Source organism: Brucella sp. (assembly GCF_032066345.1).
Taxonomy (GTDB): Bacteria; Pseudomonadota; Alphaproteobacteria; order Rhizobiales; family Rhizobiaceae; genus Brucella; species Brucella pseudogrignonensis.
In genome coordinates this window covers 349,014-365,804 of sequence record NZ_DAMBKZ010000003.1, presented here as the reverse complement: position 1 = coordinate 365,804, position 16,791 = coordinate 349,014, and the positions used below count along the sequence as shown (strand labels likewise).

Sequence of the window (16,791 nt, the reverse complement as noted above, 5' to 3'; positions counted from 1 at the left end):
AGCCGGTAGAATACAAAAAGGCGAAGCCCTCAGGCTCCGCCTTTTGTTGTTTTTGACACATGCTATTAGACGTCAGATCATCCGGGTAACAATTGCCTTGATCTCGCGCTCAAAGAAATCTGAGAAAGCCGCAATACGCGGCGGCAACTTCTGGAATGGCGGATAGTAAAGCGTAAGCCAAAGTTGCGGCGGCGACCATTCCGGCAGGATATGCACGAGACGCCCCGTGCGCAAATGTTCAGCCACGATGAACACAGGCAGCATGGCGACCCCTGCCCCATCTGCTGCCATATTGGCCAACACTTCACCATTATTGGCACTGATCATACGCCCGGCAGAAACATTGACCGTCGAACTTCCATCCGACAAAGCCCAGTTTTCACGCCGACTTTCCGAGCTGTAGCCCAGACATCCATCTGATGTCAGCTCGCCCGGATACGCGACATCTATAAATGGCGTACCGGGTGCAGCCACCAAAATGCGTTTGATTTCAATGATCTTGCGCCAGATCGTGAATTTATCCGACGGCGCACCGGAAATGCGGATCGCAAGATCGAAATCCTGCTCGACAATGTCGAGCATCTGGTCGGTCAGCGATAATTCAATCTCGATCTTTGGATAAACATCCCGAAAAGCAGAGAGTATTTGTGGAAGGACCTGTTGGCCGAGTGACATCGGCGCATTGATCCGCAAACGCCCTTGATCAGCCTTATGAACATTCATGAGTTCAAGTCGCGCCGTCTCCAGCGCGTTGACTGCTGGTTCGATACGCGCTGCAAAAACAGCCCCATCAGTCGTGAGCGAAACCTGTCGGGTCGTTCGCACGAAGAGCTGAACGCCAAGCTCTTCTTCTAACGCTGCGATGGTTCGCGTTACAGAAGCGGGCGTCATATCCAGCTCTCGCGCAACCTGCGCGAAATTGCGCTTCTCCGCTGCCAGCAGAAACGTCTTGAGGGCTTTGAGCTCGTTCATTCGTTCATTACCGTTGATGCAATATAATTACGACAATTGCATCAACAGAGATCAACAATCAACCCGCAGAAATTACTTGCTCACTGGCAAGCCATTTCCTGTCCATGCTTCCAGTCCGCCACGATACCAGAACGTCGTCCAGCCGAGTGTGGCAGAGCGCAATGCGGCATTATAGGACGAACGGTCGTTCATACCTTTGCCGAAAAATACCACGCCAACACTTCTGTCTCCGCCAGCTTTTTCGTTCAGCCATTCGTCGAGCGCTTCCTGCAGACTATCTGTAACGCTTCCATCGCGCCCGGCATCCGGCAAAGAAAAGGCATTCTGCATGGTTTCCTGCAGACCGCTGGTATCAACGAACAGGGTTTTACGGCCATTCGCGATGATTTTGGCAACCTCAACGGTTGTGATTATTGTAGCCCTGGCATGTTTGTTGGGTGTTGGGCCGGTATAAGGCGACTGAAAGAGAACCATGCTCGCCGCAACGCCATCATCGCGCAATTCATCAACGACTGCACCTGCCGCGCCACCAGAAGCTGGTGCAGAAGCATTAGTTGGTTGCTGGCCTGCAGAATCTGCTGGAGCACTTCCCATTTCAACATCGGAAATCATGACCGCCAGATGTTCGAACAGGTCGTAGCACATGGTGATCGATCCTTCTTTCGGATCATACCATGCGTTGAGCTGGTCACAGTCGCGGAACGTGACTGTTAAAGGTCGCGGCAACACATAAGTCTGGGACAAGTTATCGAAATAGCCTGTCAAAGCGCTTGAAAGTTTACTGGCATAGAAATCGCCAACTCTACGTGAGGATGGCTGAAAGACCGTTTTGATCGCTGCACCGGCCGCATTGGCAGGTTGTTCGCCTTCCGGGTGCCATTCGCCAGAACGTGTGTGAGGGGCAAGAATCTTACGCCATGCACGATTTTGCTTGTTGAATTCGTCAGAGCAGCGAAAACGAGTGCGCTCATCCAGCTTTACGCCGTCGGCAATCGAGCTGAAAACCTTTGGATTGCCGCCATACATGATGCAAAGCATATTACGAAAGCGCTTGAGATCGGCTGTATGCTCGTCCTGCCACGGAGAAGGTGAGCTGCCCTTCATCTCATTGATTTTGCCACTATAATACCACTGCAGCGCTGCATAGCTCGCGCTTCCGATAGCCATATCGTCGATTTCTTTGTCACCGGACGGATACATTGTCGGTTCGACAATCTGCAAAGCAGAATAAATATCGACAGCATCTTCTTCGGGGCCAGTCGATGGCAGCTGCAATTCTCCAATCAGCGCATGTCCGAATTCATGCGCAAAAATGCTGCGCACCAATCCGTAATAAACTGCAGCGATACGGCCACTGTCGCCGCCAAACTCCGGCAGCGGACCTGAGGGGGCACCAGAGCCTGCTACGGGCTGAGGCGCGTTGCCGCCATTTTGGGGCGCAGTTTGCGCGCCGGTATCAGCAGTCTGCGGCGCTCCACCGGTTCGTTGGCTTGGGGTGACCGGCTGGGTAGGCACATTCTGGCCATCCGATGTGATATTGAAATCGGTAATCGCAAATACGCCGGTGTCATAGGCCATGATGCCGATCTGCGCGCCAAGCGCTGCCGAACCCTGAACGTCGCCAATCATTCTTCCATTGAGAAGAAACCGCGTCACACCGGGTACATCGACCATTTCGATGACATCCGTGCCGTCAAGTTTGGCTGCATTCGGGATGGTAGCAATGTCCTGGCGCTTGCCGTTCTCCATGCAGAAGAGCTTGGCACTCTTATCGGCAATCACTTCCATCAGGCAAATGGCGCTATTCGCAGGATTTGTCGCAATTAGCCCCAGCGAAGCACCGGGCTTGGAAGAATTGATTGCAATCCTAACGCTGGTAGCACGACCTTCGGCAGGTGCTGGCCCGGCTTGAACCACCAATGTCTGCTCGGTTCCGCCTGCCTGCTGATTGTTGAGGACAAACCAACCGTCTTGTTTGGTTCCGGTCCATCCCTGAATGATTTGTGAAGACCCTGCCGAGGCGAGTGGGCCGAGTTCCCTCTCAAATTCGGCATGGGCTGGAAGATTGGACGCGATGAAACTCGCGATAAGAACCGCACCCAACAGACGCATTCGAAAGTCCCCATTCCGCTGAGCATAATTCCTTAAACCTGGATCAGTTTAAGGTAAAATCATGCTCTGATTTTAAAGTGTTAGAGCGACCTTTGGACACCCATCAAGACGCCCGGCGCTCTAATATCATCAATATGGAGCGGTTCTCATTTCGGATCATAAAGCATCCGACCGTCCAAAAACTCTGATCTGCCATTCAACTTATTTATTGCAATACGATTCAACAGATTGATGTCAATCAGTAATCGCTCAATAGTCAAAGCAGATAGTGGATTATTTCCCAACAAATTGGCGTTTGGTCTACAGATATGCAGATCGTGACTTGCCTAAACTACCCGCGCGGCAACTCTTTTCGTCCGCGCTGGATCATAATCCAGCCAATAACGGCCAACAGTCCCCCGCCGATCGACATTGGCAGCACGAGGATCAACAGCCAGAAGAAAAATGCAGTGGCTTCACCATTATCCTCAAGCGACCCAAAATCCGACCCCGGTATGAAGAGCGTGGCAAGCAGGCCAAGCAGGATAACAGCACCAAGAACAAGACAACCCCATCCAATTTGCAGCTTGCGACTTGCCAGCCGCGACAACAGGATTGTGGAGATCACCACTACAACAAACTGAACGACCAGCTGGATGATAATTACACTATCGAGACCATCTGGATTGACCGTCCGTTCAGGGGAAAGCATCATTACCAGAGGGGCCATGAGGCCAAATCCGAAGCGCGCTATCAGAACACCAAATACGAAACTAATAAGCCATTTGGTCCATGCTGGATTCATCAGATATCTTTCTTAACAGCCCGCCCCGGCACCAGGTGCCTCATCTGAGCCGACACTAGACGGAAGATCGAAGCGCGGTCAATTGAGTATTGTCCACAGCGTAACACATTGACTCATCTGTGGAGGTTTGCGATGCGGTAGAGATTGACCGCATTCGGGGATCTTTCATGAAGATATGCTTTGCATTGACTTTGGCCGCACTAATACCGCTGCCAGCTGCAGCAAACTGTATTCCTCCGTGGCAGACCCAATTTGCGTGCAATATTCCAGAGCGAAATGCGCGTGCGGAGTTTTGCCACCTTGCCGATCCGAAGGCCAATCCGGACAAGAAGGAGGCCTACTACACCTACGCGGCAGGCACAGAAAAAGCCGAGCTCTATTTTGAAACCGACAGCACCTGGTTTTCGACCAAAGACACCAATATCAATCATCCGACCGATCTGACCATGGCACTAGGCTATGCTCGCGGCGACTATGTTTATGCTTTCGTTGTCACGCAAGACAAAGACGATTCAAGCGTCATCAAGAGTGGTGAAATACGCGTCTATCCTTCGACTGATGCCTTCACCAACGAGACCAAAGACACCGAAGTTGCCAAGCTTTATTGCGAGCCGTCGTCGATCCTCGCCGATAGCGACAGCATCAGACCCTGAGCATGAAAGTTCGCAAAATGAATAAAGTCCTGCGCTCACTGATCCTGACGTCATCATTTACTGCAGCCATTCTATGCAGTTCAATCGCCAGCGGAATTGCTGGTCCGGCCGCTGGTGCAGTCGAAGCCGCTCCGCAAGTGCAGTCTCAGGAACAGCCGGCACCAGAAACCGATACGTTCGGGCGCTCGCAATTTGTCCTCTCAGCTAATCCAATCATCCCGCCCCGTGATTACGGAAAAGGGCTAGCGCTGCCCAAGGCTGGCGACTACAGCCCGGACGAGAGTGGAACGATCTACGATATTGCTTTCCTCGGCATTGAAAATGGCGAAATGCAGTTTGAAGTCCGCGGCTATTCAATCGCAGATTTGAACTACCCGGCATCGGGCCAGACCTTCTCTTTTCCGAAAGATCAGACGACCGTAGAAATACGTGATATTATTATTGAAATTGAAGAGGTTACTGAAGGTAGTCTGACTTACAGGATCAACTATCGGAAGTGATCCAGATCAGGCCGTGAGCTGTGCCCATTCAGGCGCAGTTCCGTCATTTTCAAGGCCGCCGTTGCGAGCAAACTGCTCAAGCGTCATGGCATCGAGAACGCCGACAATTGCTTCGCGAACAAGCAGCATTGATCGGCGAACCTGACAAGCCTTGTGATCTTCACAGTCTTCACAAGGTTCATAAGCTGTTCGGCTGGCGCAACGAATAGGTGCGAGTGGACCATCCAGAACGCGGATCGCCTGCCCGATATTAATTTCACTGGCAGGTTTTGCCAGACTATAGCCGCCGCCCGGCCCCTTCTTCGACCGCAAAATGCCATCGTTACGCAGCTCCAGCAGGATCGCGTCGAGAAACTTCTTGGAAATATTGTTTTTGGCGGCAATCTCGGCAACGAATGCGCTCTCGCCGGGAGCAAGCAAGGCAAGGTGAGCCAATGCTTTGAGGCCGTATTTCCCCTTTTTTGTGAGCATGGAACCTCCGCCGATCCGATGAATGCTGCTTTTGCACTAAATCGAGCGGATTAATAGTCTATCGTTACAGACCAAATGTCACATTCGGAAGGGATAGGTGTTCGGGCTCACGCGTATTGACGGCCAAACCGCTCATGCGGATGCTTTGGCGTTGACCTCATAGAGTGTCGCAATCTCAGCTGCCAACAGTTCCTGAAGCTTCCACAAATTGCGATCGCGAATGCCTTTTTCTTCCAGATGTTTGACGGTCAGATAAAGATATTCCGCGCAGGAACCAATATGCCCACATGCTCGCGCCAAAGTGCTTGCTACACATTCCAGCGGTAAGCCGTTCAAAACGCGGTCGCCGCGTGGTCCAGCCCAGAACGTCAAAGCACGCACAGGCCCGTCCGGTGTATCGACGGATACCCAGCGGATACTGGAAGCATCACTTATAGAGCTGATCTCGCGGCGGATCATGCGCTGAATCTGGCCAAGCCGATCCTCTTCAGACAACCGAAACACGATACCGTTGCAGCTGCCGCCGCGTCGCAACGCGAGCATCAACCCAGGCTGGCTTTGCGTGCCACGCCAGCGGGTAAGTCGTAGGCAGAACGAACGGTGCCATCCCTTCACGCCGCCGTAACGCCAATCAACGGCATTAAAATCCGGTTTCCAGATAAGAGAGCCATAAGCGAACACCCACAGAGGCGTATCGCCGCTTTCATGATAAAGTTTTTCAGAAAGTGCCTGCACGTCCAGATCAGTTATCGGAATCCTGTTTGGCTCCGGCCCTCGATCCACTTCTGCCCGAATGCTCAGCGAGACCAACTCCTCAGTCAGCGTCATTCTGGATGCAAAATCAGTCACTACACTTCTTCCTGCTTACCAAATTTTTGCTCATTACGGCGGTTCCAGTTAAGAATGAATCGTTAGAACCGCTGTAACTGTTTGTTTTTATGCATTATCCGACGCAAAACCGCTTCGCACTTTTGCTGGAAATGCTACAATTTATGCGGCAATTATGGAATGAATTGCTCGTTATGCTCAAGCCCTGAAAGACGCCTTTGCATCGTCGAGCTGGCGAATTCTGGAAAATAGGGCTTCACGATCTGATAGGTGACGCTCGAATAATGCGATGAATATCGTATTATCGGCAATGTGCGGCAAAGGAGCCGACTGAGCGCGGCGCAGACTTTCATTTGCAGTCTGTTTTGCTATTTCAACGGCAGCCAGCAACGACGCGATTGTTCCTCGTGCCTGTGCGCCTTCGCCGTAGCCTGATGATGAAGAGTGTTGATAATCGGACTGAGTTTGCATCGTAATCACATCTCCTATCAATAGCGTTCACGAATAACGATTTGGTGGTCATTGTAGTCTCTCTCAAGCGGCGAAAACGAGGCACAGCAGGCTAATTGCCTTTAGCTATGTAAAATTTCAGCCCTTTGAAAAACACGATGGCTGGAAAAACCACCCTCGCCTGTGCGCTAAAACAACAGTGGCAGCCGGAGCCGCCACTGCATCGATTACGCAAATCTTGAATGAAGTTTAGAATGAACGCTGGAAGCGAACTACGCCCTGCCAGGCATCCTGACCTTTCAGGATCGAGTTCTTGTCATCCCACTTGGTGTAGGAAATCTGAGGCGTGATGGTGAAGCCAGGAACCAATTGATAAGCAACGTTTGCACTGGCTGCGAAAGTTTCCGCATCCTCATAGGCCAGCTGAACGTTGAAGACCGCTTTGTTGGTAGCCTTGAATTTAGCACCACCCCAAACGGCCCAATCACCGCCCCACGTTCCGTAGAAGCTGTCAATCACACGAACGCCACGATAAGTGCTGCTGCCACCATCGTGAACAACGGCACCGCTTGCATCGTAATGAACGTAATGATCGTCGTTCGACTTGTATGCACCCTGCACCCAGACCGAGAAGCGGTCGGTTACATTAACATCAAGGCGAACCTTTCCGGCCCACTCTTCGTTGACAGCATCATAAGCTGCAACGCCTGCAATCGAACCCCAGCTCTGCGCATATTTCAAACCAGCAACGACATGTGGTGTGTAGTCATCAATCACGCCATTCCAATCGACATCGACGTTGTTACCCTGTTCAAGAGAGATAATAGCCGAAAAGCCATTGCCGCCCTTGAAAGTGTAGCTGATCTGATTGGTACGATAACCACCAGCACTGATAACGTCGTCATTCAACACGTCACCGAAATATCCGGTGAATGTGTAGAATGCCGTGTCATCAAGGCCCACGCGCAGACCGCCAAGCTGGATAAACGCACGATTGAGCGTCGTTCCGGCATCCACACCATTACCGAAATTGAATCGGGTTTCAGTAAAGGTCGAAAGTGTACCAAGCTCCGTTTCGGAAGCCGTCGATGTGCGTAATGTGAAACGCGTATTATTCGTCCAGGTATCATAGGACTTACCACGCGGGCTCAGATTATAAGCACTTCCGTCCGGAGCACGGCTGATGCCTGCACCACGATAATAGACGTTATCGCCTCCCCTCAGGTCGTAACGAACATAACCATGGATACGCAGGCAGGTTTCCGTTCCCGGAATGTAGAAATAGCCTGCTCCGTAAGCATCACAGACACGCACATATTCTACAGCCTCTGGCTCCGGCGCTACAATTGCATCGGCTGCATTTGCGTGTGTCACCCCAAGAACAGCAAATGCCGAACCAATTACAGTGTTTTTCAGAATCATAATTATCCCCACTAACAATAAACAAAATCGTTGTATTTCAGAGGGATAATTCGATTAAGGCAATTATATCTAATTATTGTAAAATATATGACAAATAATATTTTATATAATAATATTCAGAATTGATATAATTACACAATTAAACAAAATTATATTCTATTGTTTCAACAAAAAGAACTGATATAAATTATATAATATTGACTACTCGCTCAATATTTTCTGTTTAATTTAATTATGATCGAACCAGCCCCTAATCCGCTATGACTGGTTCTCGAAACAGTGACAAATAGCGCTCTCCGCTATCAGGCAGAACGGCAACGATGGTCTTCCCTGCATTTTCCGGGCGCTTTGCAATTTGAAGGGTCGCAGCAATCGCTGCTCCGGAAGACGTACCAACCAGAAAGCCCTCTTCCCGTGCAACCGATAATGCGGCACGGCGCGCTTGCTCCGTCGTCACAGCAATGATTTCATCGACAATAGCCTTGTCGTAGTTTTCAGGCAGAATGGTCTCATCGATATCGGTGACTTTGTGAACACCTTCAATGGTTTCGGCTTTTGGATTATCGGCAGAAGGCACAGAATCTGCCGTCGGCTCGACAAGAATGATACGAAGGGATGGCTTCTTGTCTTTCAGGTATTTTCCCGCCCCTGAAATGGTCCCGCCAGTGCCTACGGTACTGACCAAAATGTCCACTTCGCCATCCGTGTCTTGCCAGATTTCCGGGCCGGTCGTTTCAAAATGAATTGCCGGATTGGCAGGATTGGACCGCTGACCCGTATAGTAAGCGCCCGGATTTTCGCTGCGAATGCGATCAAGCACCTTTTGCAGCGCTCCCGGTTCCAGCAGCTCGTCATTGTCGATCAGCACGATTTCAGACCCGAACTGACGCAGGATATTGATTTTGTCTTCGCTGATCGTATCGCGCAGGTAAAACTTCGTCCGATAGCCCTTTGCGGCAGCAACAGCCGCAATACCAATGCCGGTATTTCCGCTCGTCAGATCTACCAGAAGATCACCCGGCTTAATCCTACCGGTACGCTCGGCATCCCGAATAATCCCCCATGCTGTACGGTCTTTGATGCTGCCAGCGGGATTGAGATATTCGATTTTTGCGAGAAGCCGCACAGAAACGTCATTGCTTTTCTGAAGGCGTGAGAAAGCAACAAGAGGCGTATTGCCGACAAGCTCCGAAAAGCCATTGCGTATGTTACCCATGATCCACTCCCTTTTGCCAACAGGCATCAAAATTCAGCGTCTAATTTTCACCAACCGCCGAATTTTATTAAGAAAATTATTCACTTAGTTCGCCCGGCACATAGATTTGCAATCCATTGCAGGAGGCCTCTTTGCAACTATATTCGCGTAGCAACGCTGCTCGGATCATCATGAATGATGTCCCCTATTCGATAGGCTGACCGGATTCGCACGAGCCTTGCTGATTGCTGTCTCAAGAATTGAAGGTTCTAACCTTTCATGCCCTGACCATCGAAAACGTATCCAGCCATTCTGATCTACGAGAAAGCTCGCTCCATCGGCAGTTGGTGTCAGAAGCTGAATAGCCACAGCCGCAGTCTGGTCGGAAACATCGCATTGTGCCGTGATGCCATTGCTATCGACAGCAAAGGCCTCAAGCTGTTCACCCTTAAGAAGAAGCAGCCAGAAATTGTCGGATTGCCGACCGACCTCATGCCGTCTAGCCCCGCAATAGATCGTAATCCGTGGGCTTGCAGCCGGGTAAACCGCACCATCAGGCGCAGGCATACTGATCGTTCGGGCAGACGCAATCGTGCGGATATAATCCACTAGCGACCACGCGGTTTTCGCATCCAACATTGTTTCAAAACCGGGCATGGACTGCCGACCGTCTTGCAACTCCTTGCCATGCATGATCGTCCAGAAGATTTCGCCGTCACTGCGATCCGCAAACAATGGTGCTGTCAGATCGGGTGGCCATACCGGATCGCCCGTTGCTTGCTCACCGCGTCCGCGCCCGTCATTGCTATGACAGGAGGCACAATTGCCTCCGAAAGCCACAGCGCCCCGCGCAATTGCGATGGACGTATAGGATGTGGGCGAGCGCAGAAAACTTGCTTCATTAGCATCCTGAAGAAACAATCCGATGCGTGGTGGCTGGAACCAAACGAAACCGATAACTGCCGCGATAACAATAGCTTGCCATCGCCATTTAGGCAGAAAATGACACCCAATACCGATTAGAAATGCCAGCAGAAGTGGCTTAAAGCTCCGCCATGCGGCATCGACGAGAAACGCGTCACCCAGAATATTGTCGCGCAAACGATAGGCGAAAGGCCAGGTGATGTCTTCATGAACGCCGGGCGGTTGTGTCGCGAGAAGTGACGCCGCGAGAAACACTACAAGACCAATTGTTCCTTCGAGGATCAACGCATAACCAAGTCCCCGCCCGCTGCTACCATCACGGCTCAGCCAGAAACGATTAAGTGCTGCAAGTGTCAGCATGGCTGCCAGAAGCGCGATCTTCACGATCATGATCCTGCCGTAAGTGGTACCAACCAGCCCCGGCAAACCACCTGTCAAAAGCCATCCTGCAATTGCGGCACCAACAACAAGAACTGCAACAAAAACAATGCCATATAGCGAAAACCGCTGTGCTGCCTGCAAACCTTCATCCCGCGAAACGCGTAAAAGAAGATAGAGCGGAGGCAGCGAACCAAACCATAGCGCGCCTGCAATCACATGCGCAGAAACCGCCAGCGGTAGCCAGATAGTATCAGATGCTGCAGCGTGCCCCATGCGCATCTGAAGACCAAGCGCGAAAACAGCTATCAAAAACAAAAGGATACGGATGGCTTGAGACTTTACCGCATACGGCAGAAGCAAGGCAGCAAACACGATTGCCAATGCGCGCAGGCACGATGCAATGCCGAAGGCCGTGCCTAAAAGTCCGCTTGGGAAAAAGGCGAATGCATCAGAAAAACTACTCGCACCAGACAACAGTGAGAACTGAAGTGGCACCCACAGAACCAGTCCAAAAGCACTGATAGCTACAGAATAGACACAAAGTTGACACCAAATTCTCACAAAAGACGCAAGTTTGCCGTCACTTATTCCGCGTGGAACAAGCAAAATGCGAAAAAATAGCGCCCCTGCGAGCATTGCGAGGCCCGCAAGATTGAGGCATCGCACGAGCGCAATGACGATATCAATTCCAGTCATTGCGCCCGGCAACCTTAATTAGCAATCTTGAATTTGAACGCGCCTTCGGTGCGGTGCGTATCGACCGATGCAGCGCCCCACTCGACCGTATAAGTACCCGGCTTCAAAGCTGGCGGTGTGACCGAGAGCGTCTTTGTGTTGCCGTCAATATGTTTAGGCTTACTGGTCTCGATAGTTGCCCCGCTCTCATCCTTGAGGACAAGTTTGCTAAGGCCGAGTTCCAGCGCTTCGGTATATTCGATGGAAACAATGGCAGGCGTTTTATTGAGCACAGCGTCTTCGGCTGGCTCGGATTGTGCGAGATGCGCATGAGCATAAAGTTGCGTCATCGACCCCAATAAAAGGGCCGCTGTAAGAATTGCTTTTTTGAACATTTTTCTTTCCTGATTTTACCAGTCGGCATCCAACCCAAGATGCGCAAGCGCCTGCCTGCGCAGTTCCGCCAGTCGCGGATCGCCGCGATGGCGTGGATAGCTGAGATCCACTTTAAGTTCGGCTTCGATGCTTGCCGGACGGTTGCCAAAGATGATGACCCGTTGCGCAAGGAAAAGCGCTTCCTCGACATCATGTGTGACGAGCAATGTGGTAAAGCCGTTGCGTTGCCAAAGATCCAGAAGCTCAGCCTGCATGGCAAGCCGCGTCAGGGAATCGAGTTTCCCCAATGGCTCGTCCAGAATGAGCAATTTCGGATCATTGACGAGCGCACGCGCCAAGGCTGCACGCTGCGCCATGCCGCCCGAAAGCTGGCGCGGATAGGCATTGGCAAAAGCCGACAATCCCACCAGTTCAATCGCTTCATCGATGCGGTGTCCCTGAGTTTTCAGCACGCCACGCGCCTGGAGCCCCAAAGCCACATTATCCCGCACCGTGCGCCATGGATAAAGTGTGGGGTCTTGGAAGACCACCACGCGCGACGGATTAGGACCGAGGATTTCCTCGCCATCGGCCAGAATCCGCCCTTCACTTGGCGGCTCCAGACCGGCAGCGAGCCGCAAAAGCGTACTCTTGCCGCAACCCGATGGACCCAGAATGGCAACAAATTCACCCGGTTGCACATCAAGCTCAATGTGGTTGAGAACCGGCAATGACTTGCCTTCAAGACCAAAGCGATGGCTTACATTCTCAACCCGAATGTGGAAGCCACGGCTTTCATCAGCGGAGGCGGCAGGCGTTTGTTTGAGGGCAGCATTCACCATTTCACATCCCCCTTCTGCCAAGTCAGAACGCGATCACGCACCGTAAAGAGCAGCGTAATCAGACCGGAAAACACAATCGCCATGATGATGAGCGCGCCATAGAGATTGTTGTAAGCCGCCCAGCCTTGCGCCCATTGCAGATACCAGCCGAGACCAGACTTGACGCCCATCATTTCGGCGGCGACCAGCACCGAGAAAGATGCACCCAACCCCATGAAAAGACCGACAAAAACATGCGGCAATGCTGCAGGAATTGCGACGCGCAGGATCAGGAACAACTGACTGGCGCCCAAAGTGCGGGCAACATCGTAATAGGCTTTATCGACACTCGCCACGCCCGACCATGTCAGAACCGTAAGCGGAAACCATGTTGCAAGCGCGATCAGGAAGACTGCTGCTGAAAAGCCTGACGGGAAGAAATAGAATGCCATCGGTAGCAGTGCAGTCGATGGAATTGGCCCCAGAAACCGCAACACCGGATGAACCCAATAGCCGATTGCCTGTACCCAGCCGATGGAAACACCTGTCAGAAAACCAGCAATCGCACCAAGCACAAAACCCGAAGCGAGCAGCTTGAACGAGTTATACAGGCTGTCGAGCAGACGCGGCCAATCATCGAGATAGACTTCGAGCAGAGACGAAGGCGGCTGGAAAAACGGCACAGGGAGCCAGGCAAACTTGGCCGTAAGCAATTCCCAAACACCAAAAAACACCGCCAGAGCCGTCAGCCATGGCGACCAGTAAACCAGCCTTTTGCCAAATGCCGGATAGACCGCAACCAATGCTGCACCGACTGCCAGAAGGATTGTCCAGCCGATGAACAAGCCATTGGTTTCACGAACATAAAGCGGCTCTGCAAAGCCAATCACCACATTGGGAAGGAAGACGGAAATCGCACTGACGATAGCCCAGGCGATCACCGCCACAAACGGCCATAGCGAGCGACGAAGCGCGGAGGGCAGAGCCTCCCGCGCGTCGTCCTTGGACGAGATATAAATTGTGTCAGGTGATGACATTGGCGACGATCTTTTCGGCAAATGCATCCGTATTGGTATTTGGCCGGATGACATTGATGATCTTGAGCTCATCCACGAACAGAGCGACATCCTTGCGCAAGGCATCACCCGTCGAATGATGGTCATGCGTGTGACTGCGCAGGATACGCGCCACGTCCGTTGCAGAGACATTGCCCGGAACGAAAGGCGCAAAGATTTCAGCGCTTTCATCTGGATGCGCTGCAGTCCAAGCCTGTGCTTCTACGATTGCACGCGACAAGGCGCTCGCAACTTCCGGCTCATCACGAACCAGACTTCCGCGCAGACCCAGCACACAGCAGGCAGAATTGACATACTGCCCATCAAGATTGGTCGCGACTTCCTTGAGACCATCACGCTCGCGCTGGAGGAAGGCGTGCGGATCATCGCCAGCCACAGCCTGCACTTCACCCTTCTTCAGGGCTTCCGCAAAGAGATCAGCCGGATATTGCAGCCATTCGATTTCGGTATCGGGATTGATACCCTGCTTGGCCGCCTGAATGGCGAAGAAGTTGCGGATCGGGCTTGCCTGATCGCTGACGGCAACCTTTTTGCCCTTCAGATCAGCAATCGAATTGATGCCTGAATCGGGTGCTGCCAGTAGGCGCATACAGCCGCCATGCGTTCCGACAGTCAGCGATACGTCAAACCCCTGCTCCAATGGCTTAAGCCAGCGCAGCGCCATGCCGATGCCGCCATCTGCCTTGCCGGTGGCAATTGCCTGAAGCAACTGATCGGTTGGGCCAGAGAAATTGACCGGTTCGACAGTCAGGCCATATTTCTCAAACAAGCCTTTCTTGAGCGCGACCGAAATTGGCGACTGACACACAGCCGTCTGCCCCCAGGCCAGCTTGATCACTCTCGGAGAAGATGAGGTGCTTTGTGCGAATGCCTTGCGCACAAAGCCATCGGAGCCACCAATGGCTGCCGCACCAAGCCCAACTGCGGATGCCCCCAGAAAAGCACGCCGAGATAGATAAGATTTCTTATTTTCGGAAGTCATGCAATCACCCTGCTTATAAAGAAAGATGATTGAACTTATTTATATAATTAAAATAATGTCAGGAATTGATATTTAAAATTATAAAGACAGTTGAAAATTATTTCTTTTAAATTTTGCCATAATTTCAAAAAAGCAAAAGCCGAAGAATATATTCTTCGGCTTTTTATATTATCTATTTAAACTAAATTACAGCCCGAGCAATCGATAACCGCCGCCGTGATAAAGAAGCGGCTCACCGCCGCCGGTCACAATCTTCAGTGCCCGTCCGATAATGATAGCGTGGGTATGGCGCTCAATAACGTCCTCAACCGCACAATCGACCGAAGCCAACGCGCCATGCAACGCCAGCGCGCCGCTTTCGAGAGCGTACCAAGCAGCGCCCTCATATCGGGCAGCGCCCTTCACGCCATCTTTTCCTGCAAAACGGTCCGCAATAGCCTGCTGACCAGCAGACAGAATGTTTACGCAGAAATGGTTGTGGCGGCTGATCACCGGCCAGACCGACGAACCACGGTTGATGTTCACGATGATTGTTGGAGGATCGACAGACAGTGCCGTCGCTGACGTCACCGTTGCGCCCGTGCGTCCTTCGTCAAACCCCGCTGTAACAACGCTTACCCCACCCGCTAGCTGTCGCATAGCGGCCTTGAGTTCACCTGGAGAAACCTCGATATCTACAGGCTCTTCAACATACTGCGGAATACTCTCGCGGAGATATGTTACCGTTGATCCCATGTCTGTTTATTACTCCAGATTTATCAATCCGCCACACGGTAGCAGCGCTCGACAGATTGGCCGAGAATGAGCTTTCTATATTCGACTGATTTTGTAGAAAATTAGAACCAGCAACGGCGCAATTACGCGCCACTGCTTATTGTTCTTGGCTGTTAAGCTGATAAGCCGAGATTATCTTTCAATGTTTCTCCGGCATAATCGCTGCGGAACACGCCTTTGTGCTGAAGGATCGGTACAACCTTTTCAACGAATTCGTCGAAGCCTCCAGGCGTAAGATGCGGCGCAAACACGAACCCATCGGCTGCATCAGCCTGCACATAGGCGTTGATTTCGTCCGCTATCGTCTGCGGCGTGCCAACAAACTGCTGACGCGCTGTAACCTTAATGACCAGGTCACGGATGCTGAGTTTGTCACGTTCAGCGAGCTCGCGCCATGCACGCGCCGTATCAACGCGGTCATCATAACGATTGGCGCGCCCGAGAGCCAATTGCTCGTGTGCAACATCCGGCTCCAGTTCCGGAAGTGGTCCATCCGGATCATAGTTTGAAAGATCACGGTTCCATACCTGCTCCAGAAACGTAATGGCAGATTTCGGACTGACCTGCTGCAGACGGATTTCGCGCAGCTTTTCTTCCGCATCTTCTTGCGTATCGCCCAACACGAAATTGGCGCCCGGCAAGATTTTCAGCGAATCCGGACTGCGCCCATAATGAGCCAAACGCTGCTTCACATCGCGATAAAACTCCTGCCCCGCTTCCAGTGTACCATGGCGGGAATAGATGACATCGGCGTGGCTTGCGGCAAGCTCGCGCCCTTCCTGCGAGTCGCCAGCCTGCGCAATAACGGGCGCGCCTTGCGGTAGCGGTGCCGGATCTGAGTGACCAGCAATGTCAAAATGCTTGCCCTTGAAAGCAAAATCACCTCCAGTCCAGATTTTTTGCGCGGCATCAAGAAATTCGCGCGCACGCTCATAGCGTTCCTTGAAGGGCAGATGATCGCCTCGCCGGAAATTCGCGCCAGTAAATGCACCCGGTGATGTCACCACATTCCAGCCTGCACGCCCACCGGAGAGAGTGTCAAAAGTCGCAAGCTGCCGCGCAAGCGCATAGGGTTCGTTGAATGTGGTTGTTAGCGTCCCGATAAGGCCCACATTTTCGGTGATTGCAGAGAGTGCGGTGAGAATGGCCAGCGTATTGGGCCGACCAGCAACATCAAGCTCGTGAAGTTTTCCCTTTTGCTCGCGCACACGCAAGCCTTCCGCAAGAAAGATGAAATCAAACTTGCCGCGCTCAACCGTTTCAGCAAAATGCCTGAACGAAGAAAACTCGATCTGACTACCCGCTGCCGGATCGCTCCATACGGTGAAATTGTTGACGCCCGGAAACTGCGCTCCGAGAATAACCTGCTTCAGCTTTGTCATTTTCCCGGTTCCTT

Annotated in this window: 17 protein-coding genes; 2 read left to right on the top strand and 15 right to left on the bottom strand. The window is 52.0% G+C overall.

Features of this window, described 5'->3' with window-relative positions; translation table 11 throughout:
* Positions 1–72: 72 nt before the first annotated feature.
* From RT142_RS06490 to RT142_RS06480, 3 genes are all read right to left on the bottom strand, one after another.
* Positions 73–972, bottom strand: a complete 900-nt coding sequence (locus tag RT142_RS06490) for a LysR family transcriptional regulator (protein ID WP_313028012.1) — start codon at positions 970–972, stop codon at positions 73–75.
* A 72-nt stretch (positions 973–1,044) separates the two neighbouring features.
* Positions 1,045–3,084, bottom strand: coding sequence for a DUF4344 domain-containing metallopeptidase (locus tag RT142_RS06485; protein ID WP_113484829.1), 2,040 nt, complete (start codon positions 3,082–3,084; stop codon positions 1,045–1,047).
* A 331-nt stretch (positions 3,085–3,415) separates the two neighbouring features.
* The gene (locus tag RT142_RS06480; RefSeq protein WP_313028011.1) at positions 3,416–3,868 is read right to left on the bottom strand and encodes a hypothetical protein; all 453 of its coding nucleotides are present in this window, start codon (positions 3,866–3,868) and stop codon (positions 3,416–3,418) included.
* 167 nt (positions 3,869–4,035) lie between these two features.
* On the opposite strand from RT142_RS06480, the gene RT142_RS06475 reads away from it, so the two are divergent.
* Complete coding sequence (locus RT142_RS06475) at positions 4,036–4,521, top strand: hypothetical protein (RefSeq protein ID WP_079213864.1); 486 nt, start codon at positions 4,036–4,038, stop codon at positions 4,519–4,521.
* A gap of 17 nt (positions 4,522–4,538) precedes the next feature.
* Positions 4,539–5,021, top strand: a complete 483-nt coding sequence (locus tag RT142_RS06470; RefSeq protein ID WP_194779244.1) for a hypothetical protein — start codon at positions 4,539–4,541, stop codon at positions 5,019–5,021.
* Between the two features lie 6 nt (positions 5,022–5,027).
* Here RT142_RS06470 and RT142_RS06465 read toward each other — a convergent pair whose 3' ends face one another.
* The 12 genes from RT142_RS06465 to RT142_RS06410 all read right to left on the bottom strand — a co-directional run bounded on the left by RT142_RS06465 (position 5,028) and on the right by RT142_RS06410 (position 16,777).
* Positions 5,028–5,492, bottom strand: a complete 465-nt coding sequence (locus tag RT142_RS06465; RefSeq protein ID WP_313028010.1) for an Rrf2 family transcriptional regulator — start codon at positions 5,490–5,492, stop codon at positions 5,028–5,030.
* A 132-nt stretch (positions 5,493–5,624) separates the two neighbouring features.
* A complete protein-coding gene (locus RT142_RS06460) occupies positions 5,625–6,320 on the bottom strand; it encodes a gamma-glutamylcyclotransferase (RefSeq protein ID WP_313028025.1) in 696 nt (231 codons plus the stop codon).
* A 198-nt stretch (positions 6,321–6,518) separates the two neighbouring features.
* On the bottom strand, positions 6,519–6,791 hold the full coding sequence (locus RT142_RS06455; RefSeq protein WP_007879030.1) for a hypothetical protein: 273 nt from the start codon (positions 6,789–6,791) through the stop codon (positions 6,519–6,521).
* A gap of 228 nt (positions 6,792–7,019) precedes the next feature.
* A complete protein-coding gene (locus tag RT142_RS06450) occupies positions 7,020–8,192 on the bottom strand; it encodes a porin (RefSeq protein WP_007879029.1) in 1,173 nt (390 codons plus the stop codon).
* Between the two features lie 250 nt (positions 8,193–8,442).
* Positions 8,443–9,408, bottom strand: coding sequence for a cysteine synthase family protein (locus RT142_RS06445; RefSeq protein WP_313028009.1), 966 nt, complete (start codon positions 9,406–9,408; stop codon positions 8,443–8,445).
* A gap of 168 nt (positions 9,409–9,576) precedes the next feature.
* Entirely contained in the window at positions 9,577–11,388 is a 1,812-nt protein-coding gene (locus RT142_RS06440; protein WP_313028008.1) for a CopD family protein, read from the bottom strand.
* 14 nt (positions 11,389–11,402) lie between these two features.
* Positions 11,403–11,762, bottom strand: a complete 360-nt coding sequence (locus tag RT142_RS06435; protein ID WP_313028006.1) for a copper resistance protein CopC — start codon at positions 11,760–11,762, stop codon at positions 11,403–11,405.
* Between the two features lie 15 nt (positions 11,763–11,777).
* A complete protein-coding gene (locus tag RT142_RS06430) occupies positions 11,778–12,584 on the bottom strand; it encodes an ABC transporter ATP-binding protein (protein ID WP_313028005.1) in 807 nt (268 codons plus the stop codon).
* Positions 12,578–13,600: an ABC transporter permease subunit gene (locus tag RT142_RS06425; protein ID WP_313028003.1), complete on the bottom strand. Its 1,023-nt coding sequence runs from the start codon at positions 13,598–13,600 to the stop codon at positions 12,578–12,580. Before RT142_RS06425 ends, RT142_RS06430 begins: the two co-directional genes overlap by 7 nt.
* Positions 13,587–14,621 (bottom strand): ABC transporter substrate-binding protein, encoded by a 1,035-nt coding sequence (locus RT142_RS06420; protein ID WP_024900072.1) that lies wholly within the window; start codon positions 14,619–14,621, stop codon positions 13,587–13,589. The genes RT142_RS06425 and RT142_RS06420 overlap by 14 nt, the downstream gene beginning before the upstream one ends.
* A gap of 186 nt (positions 14,622–14,807) precedes the next feature.
* Positions 14,808–15,356 (bottom strand): flavin reductase family protein, encoded by a 549-nt coding sequence (locus RT142_RS06415; RefSeq protein ID WP_007879012.1) that lies wholly within the window; start codon positions 15,354–15,356, stop codon positions 14,808–14,810.
* A gap of 152 nt (positions 15,357–15,508) precedes the next feature.
* The gene (locus RT142_RS06410; protein ID WP_313028001.1) at positions 15,509–16,777 is read right to left on the bottom strand and encodes an LLM class flavin-dependent oxidoreductase; all 1,269 of its coding nucleotides are present in this window, start codon (positions 16,775–16,777) and stop codon (positions 15,509–15,511) included.
* Positions 16,778–16,791: the final 14 nt, after the last annotated feature.

Bases quoted from the DNA above. Each gene is read 5' to 3' on its own strand.
- RT142_RS06465 (WP_313028010.1), bottom strand. From the start codon at position 5,492: ATGCTCACAAAAAAGGGGAAATACGGCCTCAAAGCATTGGCTCACCTT.
- RT142_RS06455 (WP_007879030.1), bottom strand. From the start codon at position 6,791: ATGCAAACTCAGTCCGATTATCAACACTCTTCATCATCAGGCTACGGC.
- RT142_RS06420 (WP_024900072.1), bottom strand. From the start codon at position 14,621: ATGACTTCCGAAAATAAGAAATCTTATCTATCTCGGCGTGCTTTTCTG.
- RT142_RS06470 (WP_194779244.1), top strand. From the start codon at position 4,539: ATGAATAAAGTCCTGCGCTCACTGATCCTGACGTCATCATTTACTGCA.
- RT142_RS06445 (WP_313028009.1), bottom strand. From the start codon at position 9,408: ATGGGTAACATACGCAATGGCTTTTCGGAGCTTGTCGGCAATACGCCT.
- RT142_RS06460 (WP_313028025.1), bottom strand. From the start codon at position 6,320: ATGACGCTGACTGAGGAGTTGGTCTCGCTGAGCATTCGGGCAGAAGTG.
- RT142_RS06410 (WP_313028001.1), bottom strand. From the start codon at position 16,777: ATGACAAAGCTGAAGCAGGTTATTCTCGGAGCGCAGTTTCCGGGCGTC.
- RT142_RS06485 (WP_113484829.1), bottom strand. From the start codon at position 3,084: ATGCGTCTGTTGGGTGCGGTTCTTATCGCGAGTTTCATCGCGTCCAAT.
- RT142_RS06440 (WP_313028008.1), bottom strand. From the start codon at position 11,388: ATGACTGGAATTGATATCGTCATTGCGCTCGTGCGATGCCTCAATCTT.
- RT142_RS06450 (WP_007879029.1), bottom strand. From the start codon at position 8,192: ATGATTCTGAAAAACACTGTAATTGGTTCGGCATTTGCTGTTCTTGGG.
- RT142_RS06490 (WP_313028012.1), bottom strand. From the start codon at position 972: ATGAACGAGCTCAAAGCCCTCAAGACGTTTCTGCTGGCAGCGGAGAAG.
- RT142_RS06425 (WP_313028003.1), bottom strand. From the start codon at position 13,600: ATGTCATCACCTGACACAATTTATATCTCGTCCAAGGACGACGCGCGG.
- RT142_RS06435 (WP_313028006.1), bottom strand. From the start codon at position 11,762: ATGTTCAAAAAAGCAATTCTTACAGCGGCCCTTTTATTGGGGTCGATG.
- RT142_RS06430 (WP_313028005.1), bottom strand. From the start codon at position 12,584: ATGGTGAATGCTGCCCTCAAACAAACGCCTGCCGCCTCCGCTGATGAA.
- RT142_RS06415 (WP_007879012.1), bottom strand. From the start codon at position 15,356: ATGGGATCAACGGTAACATATCTCCGCGAGAGTATTCCGCAGTATGTT.
- RT142_RS06480 (WP_313028011.1), bottom strand. From the start codon at position 3,868: ATGAATCCAGCATGGACCAAATGGCTTATTAGTTTCGTATTTGGTGTT.
- RT142_RS06475 (WP_079213864.1), top strand. From the start codon at position 4,036: ATGAAGATATGCTTTGCATTGACTTTGGCCGCACTAATACCGCTGCCA.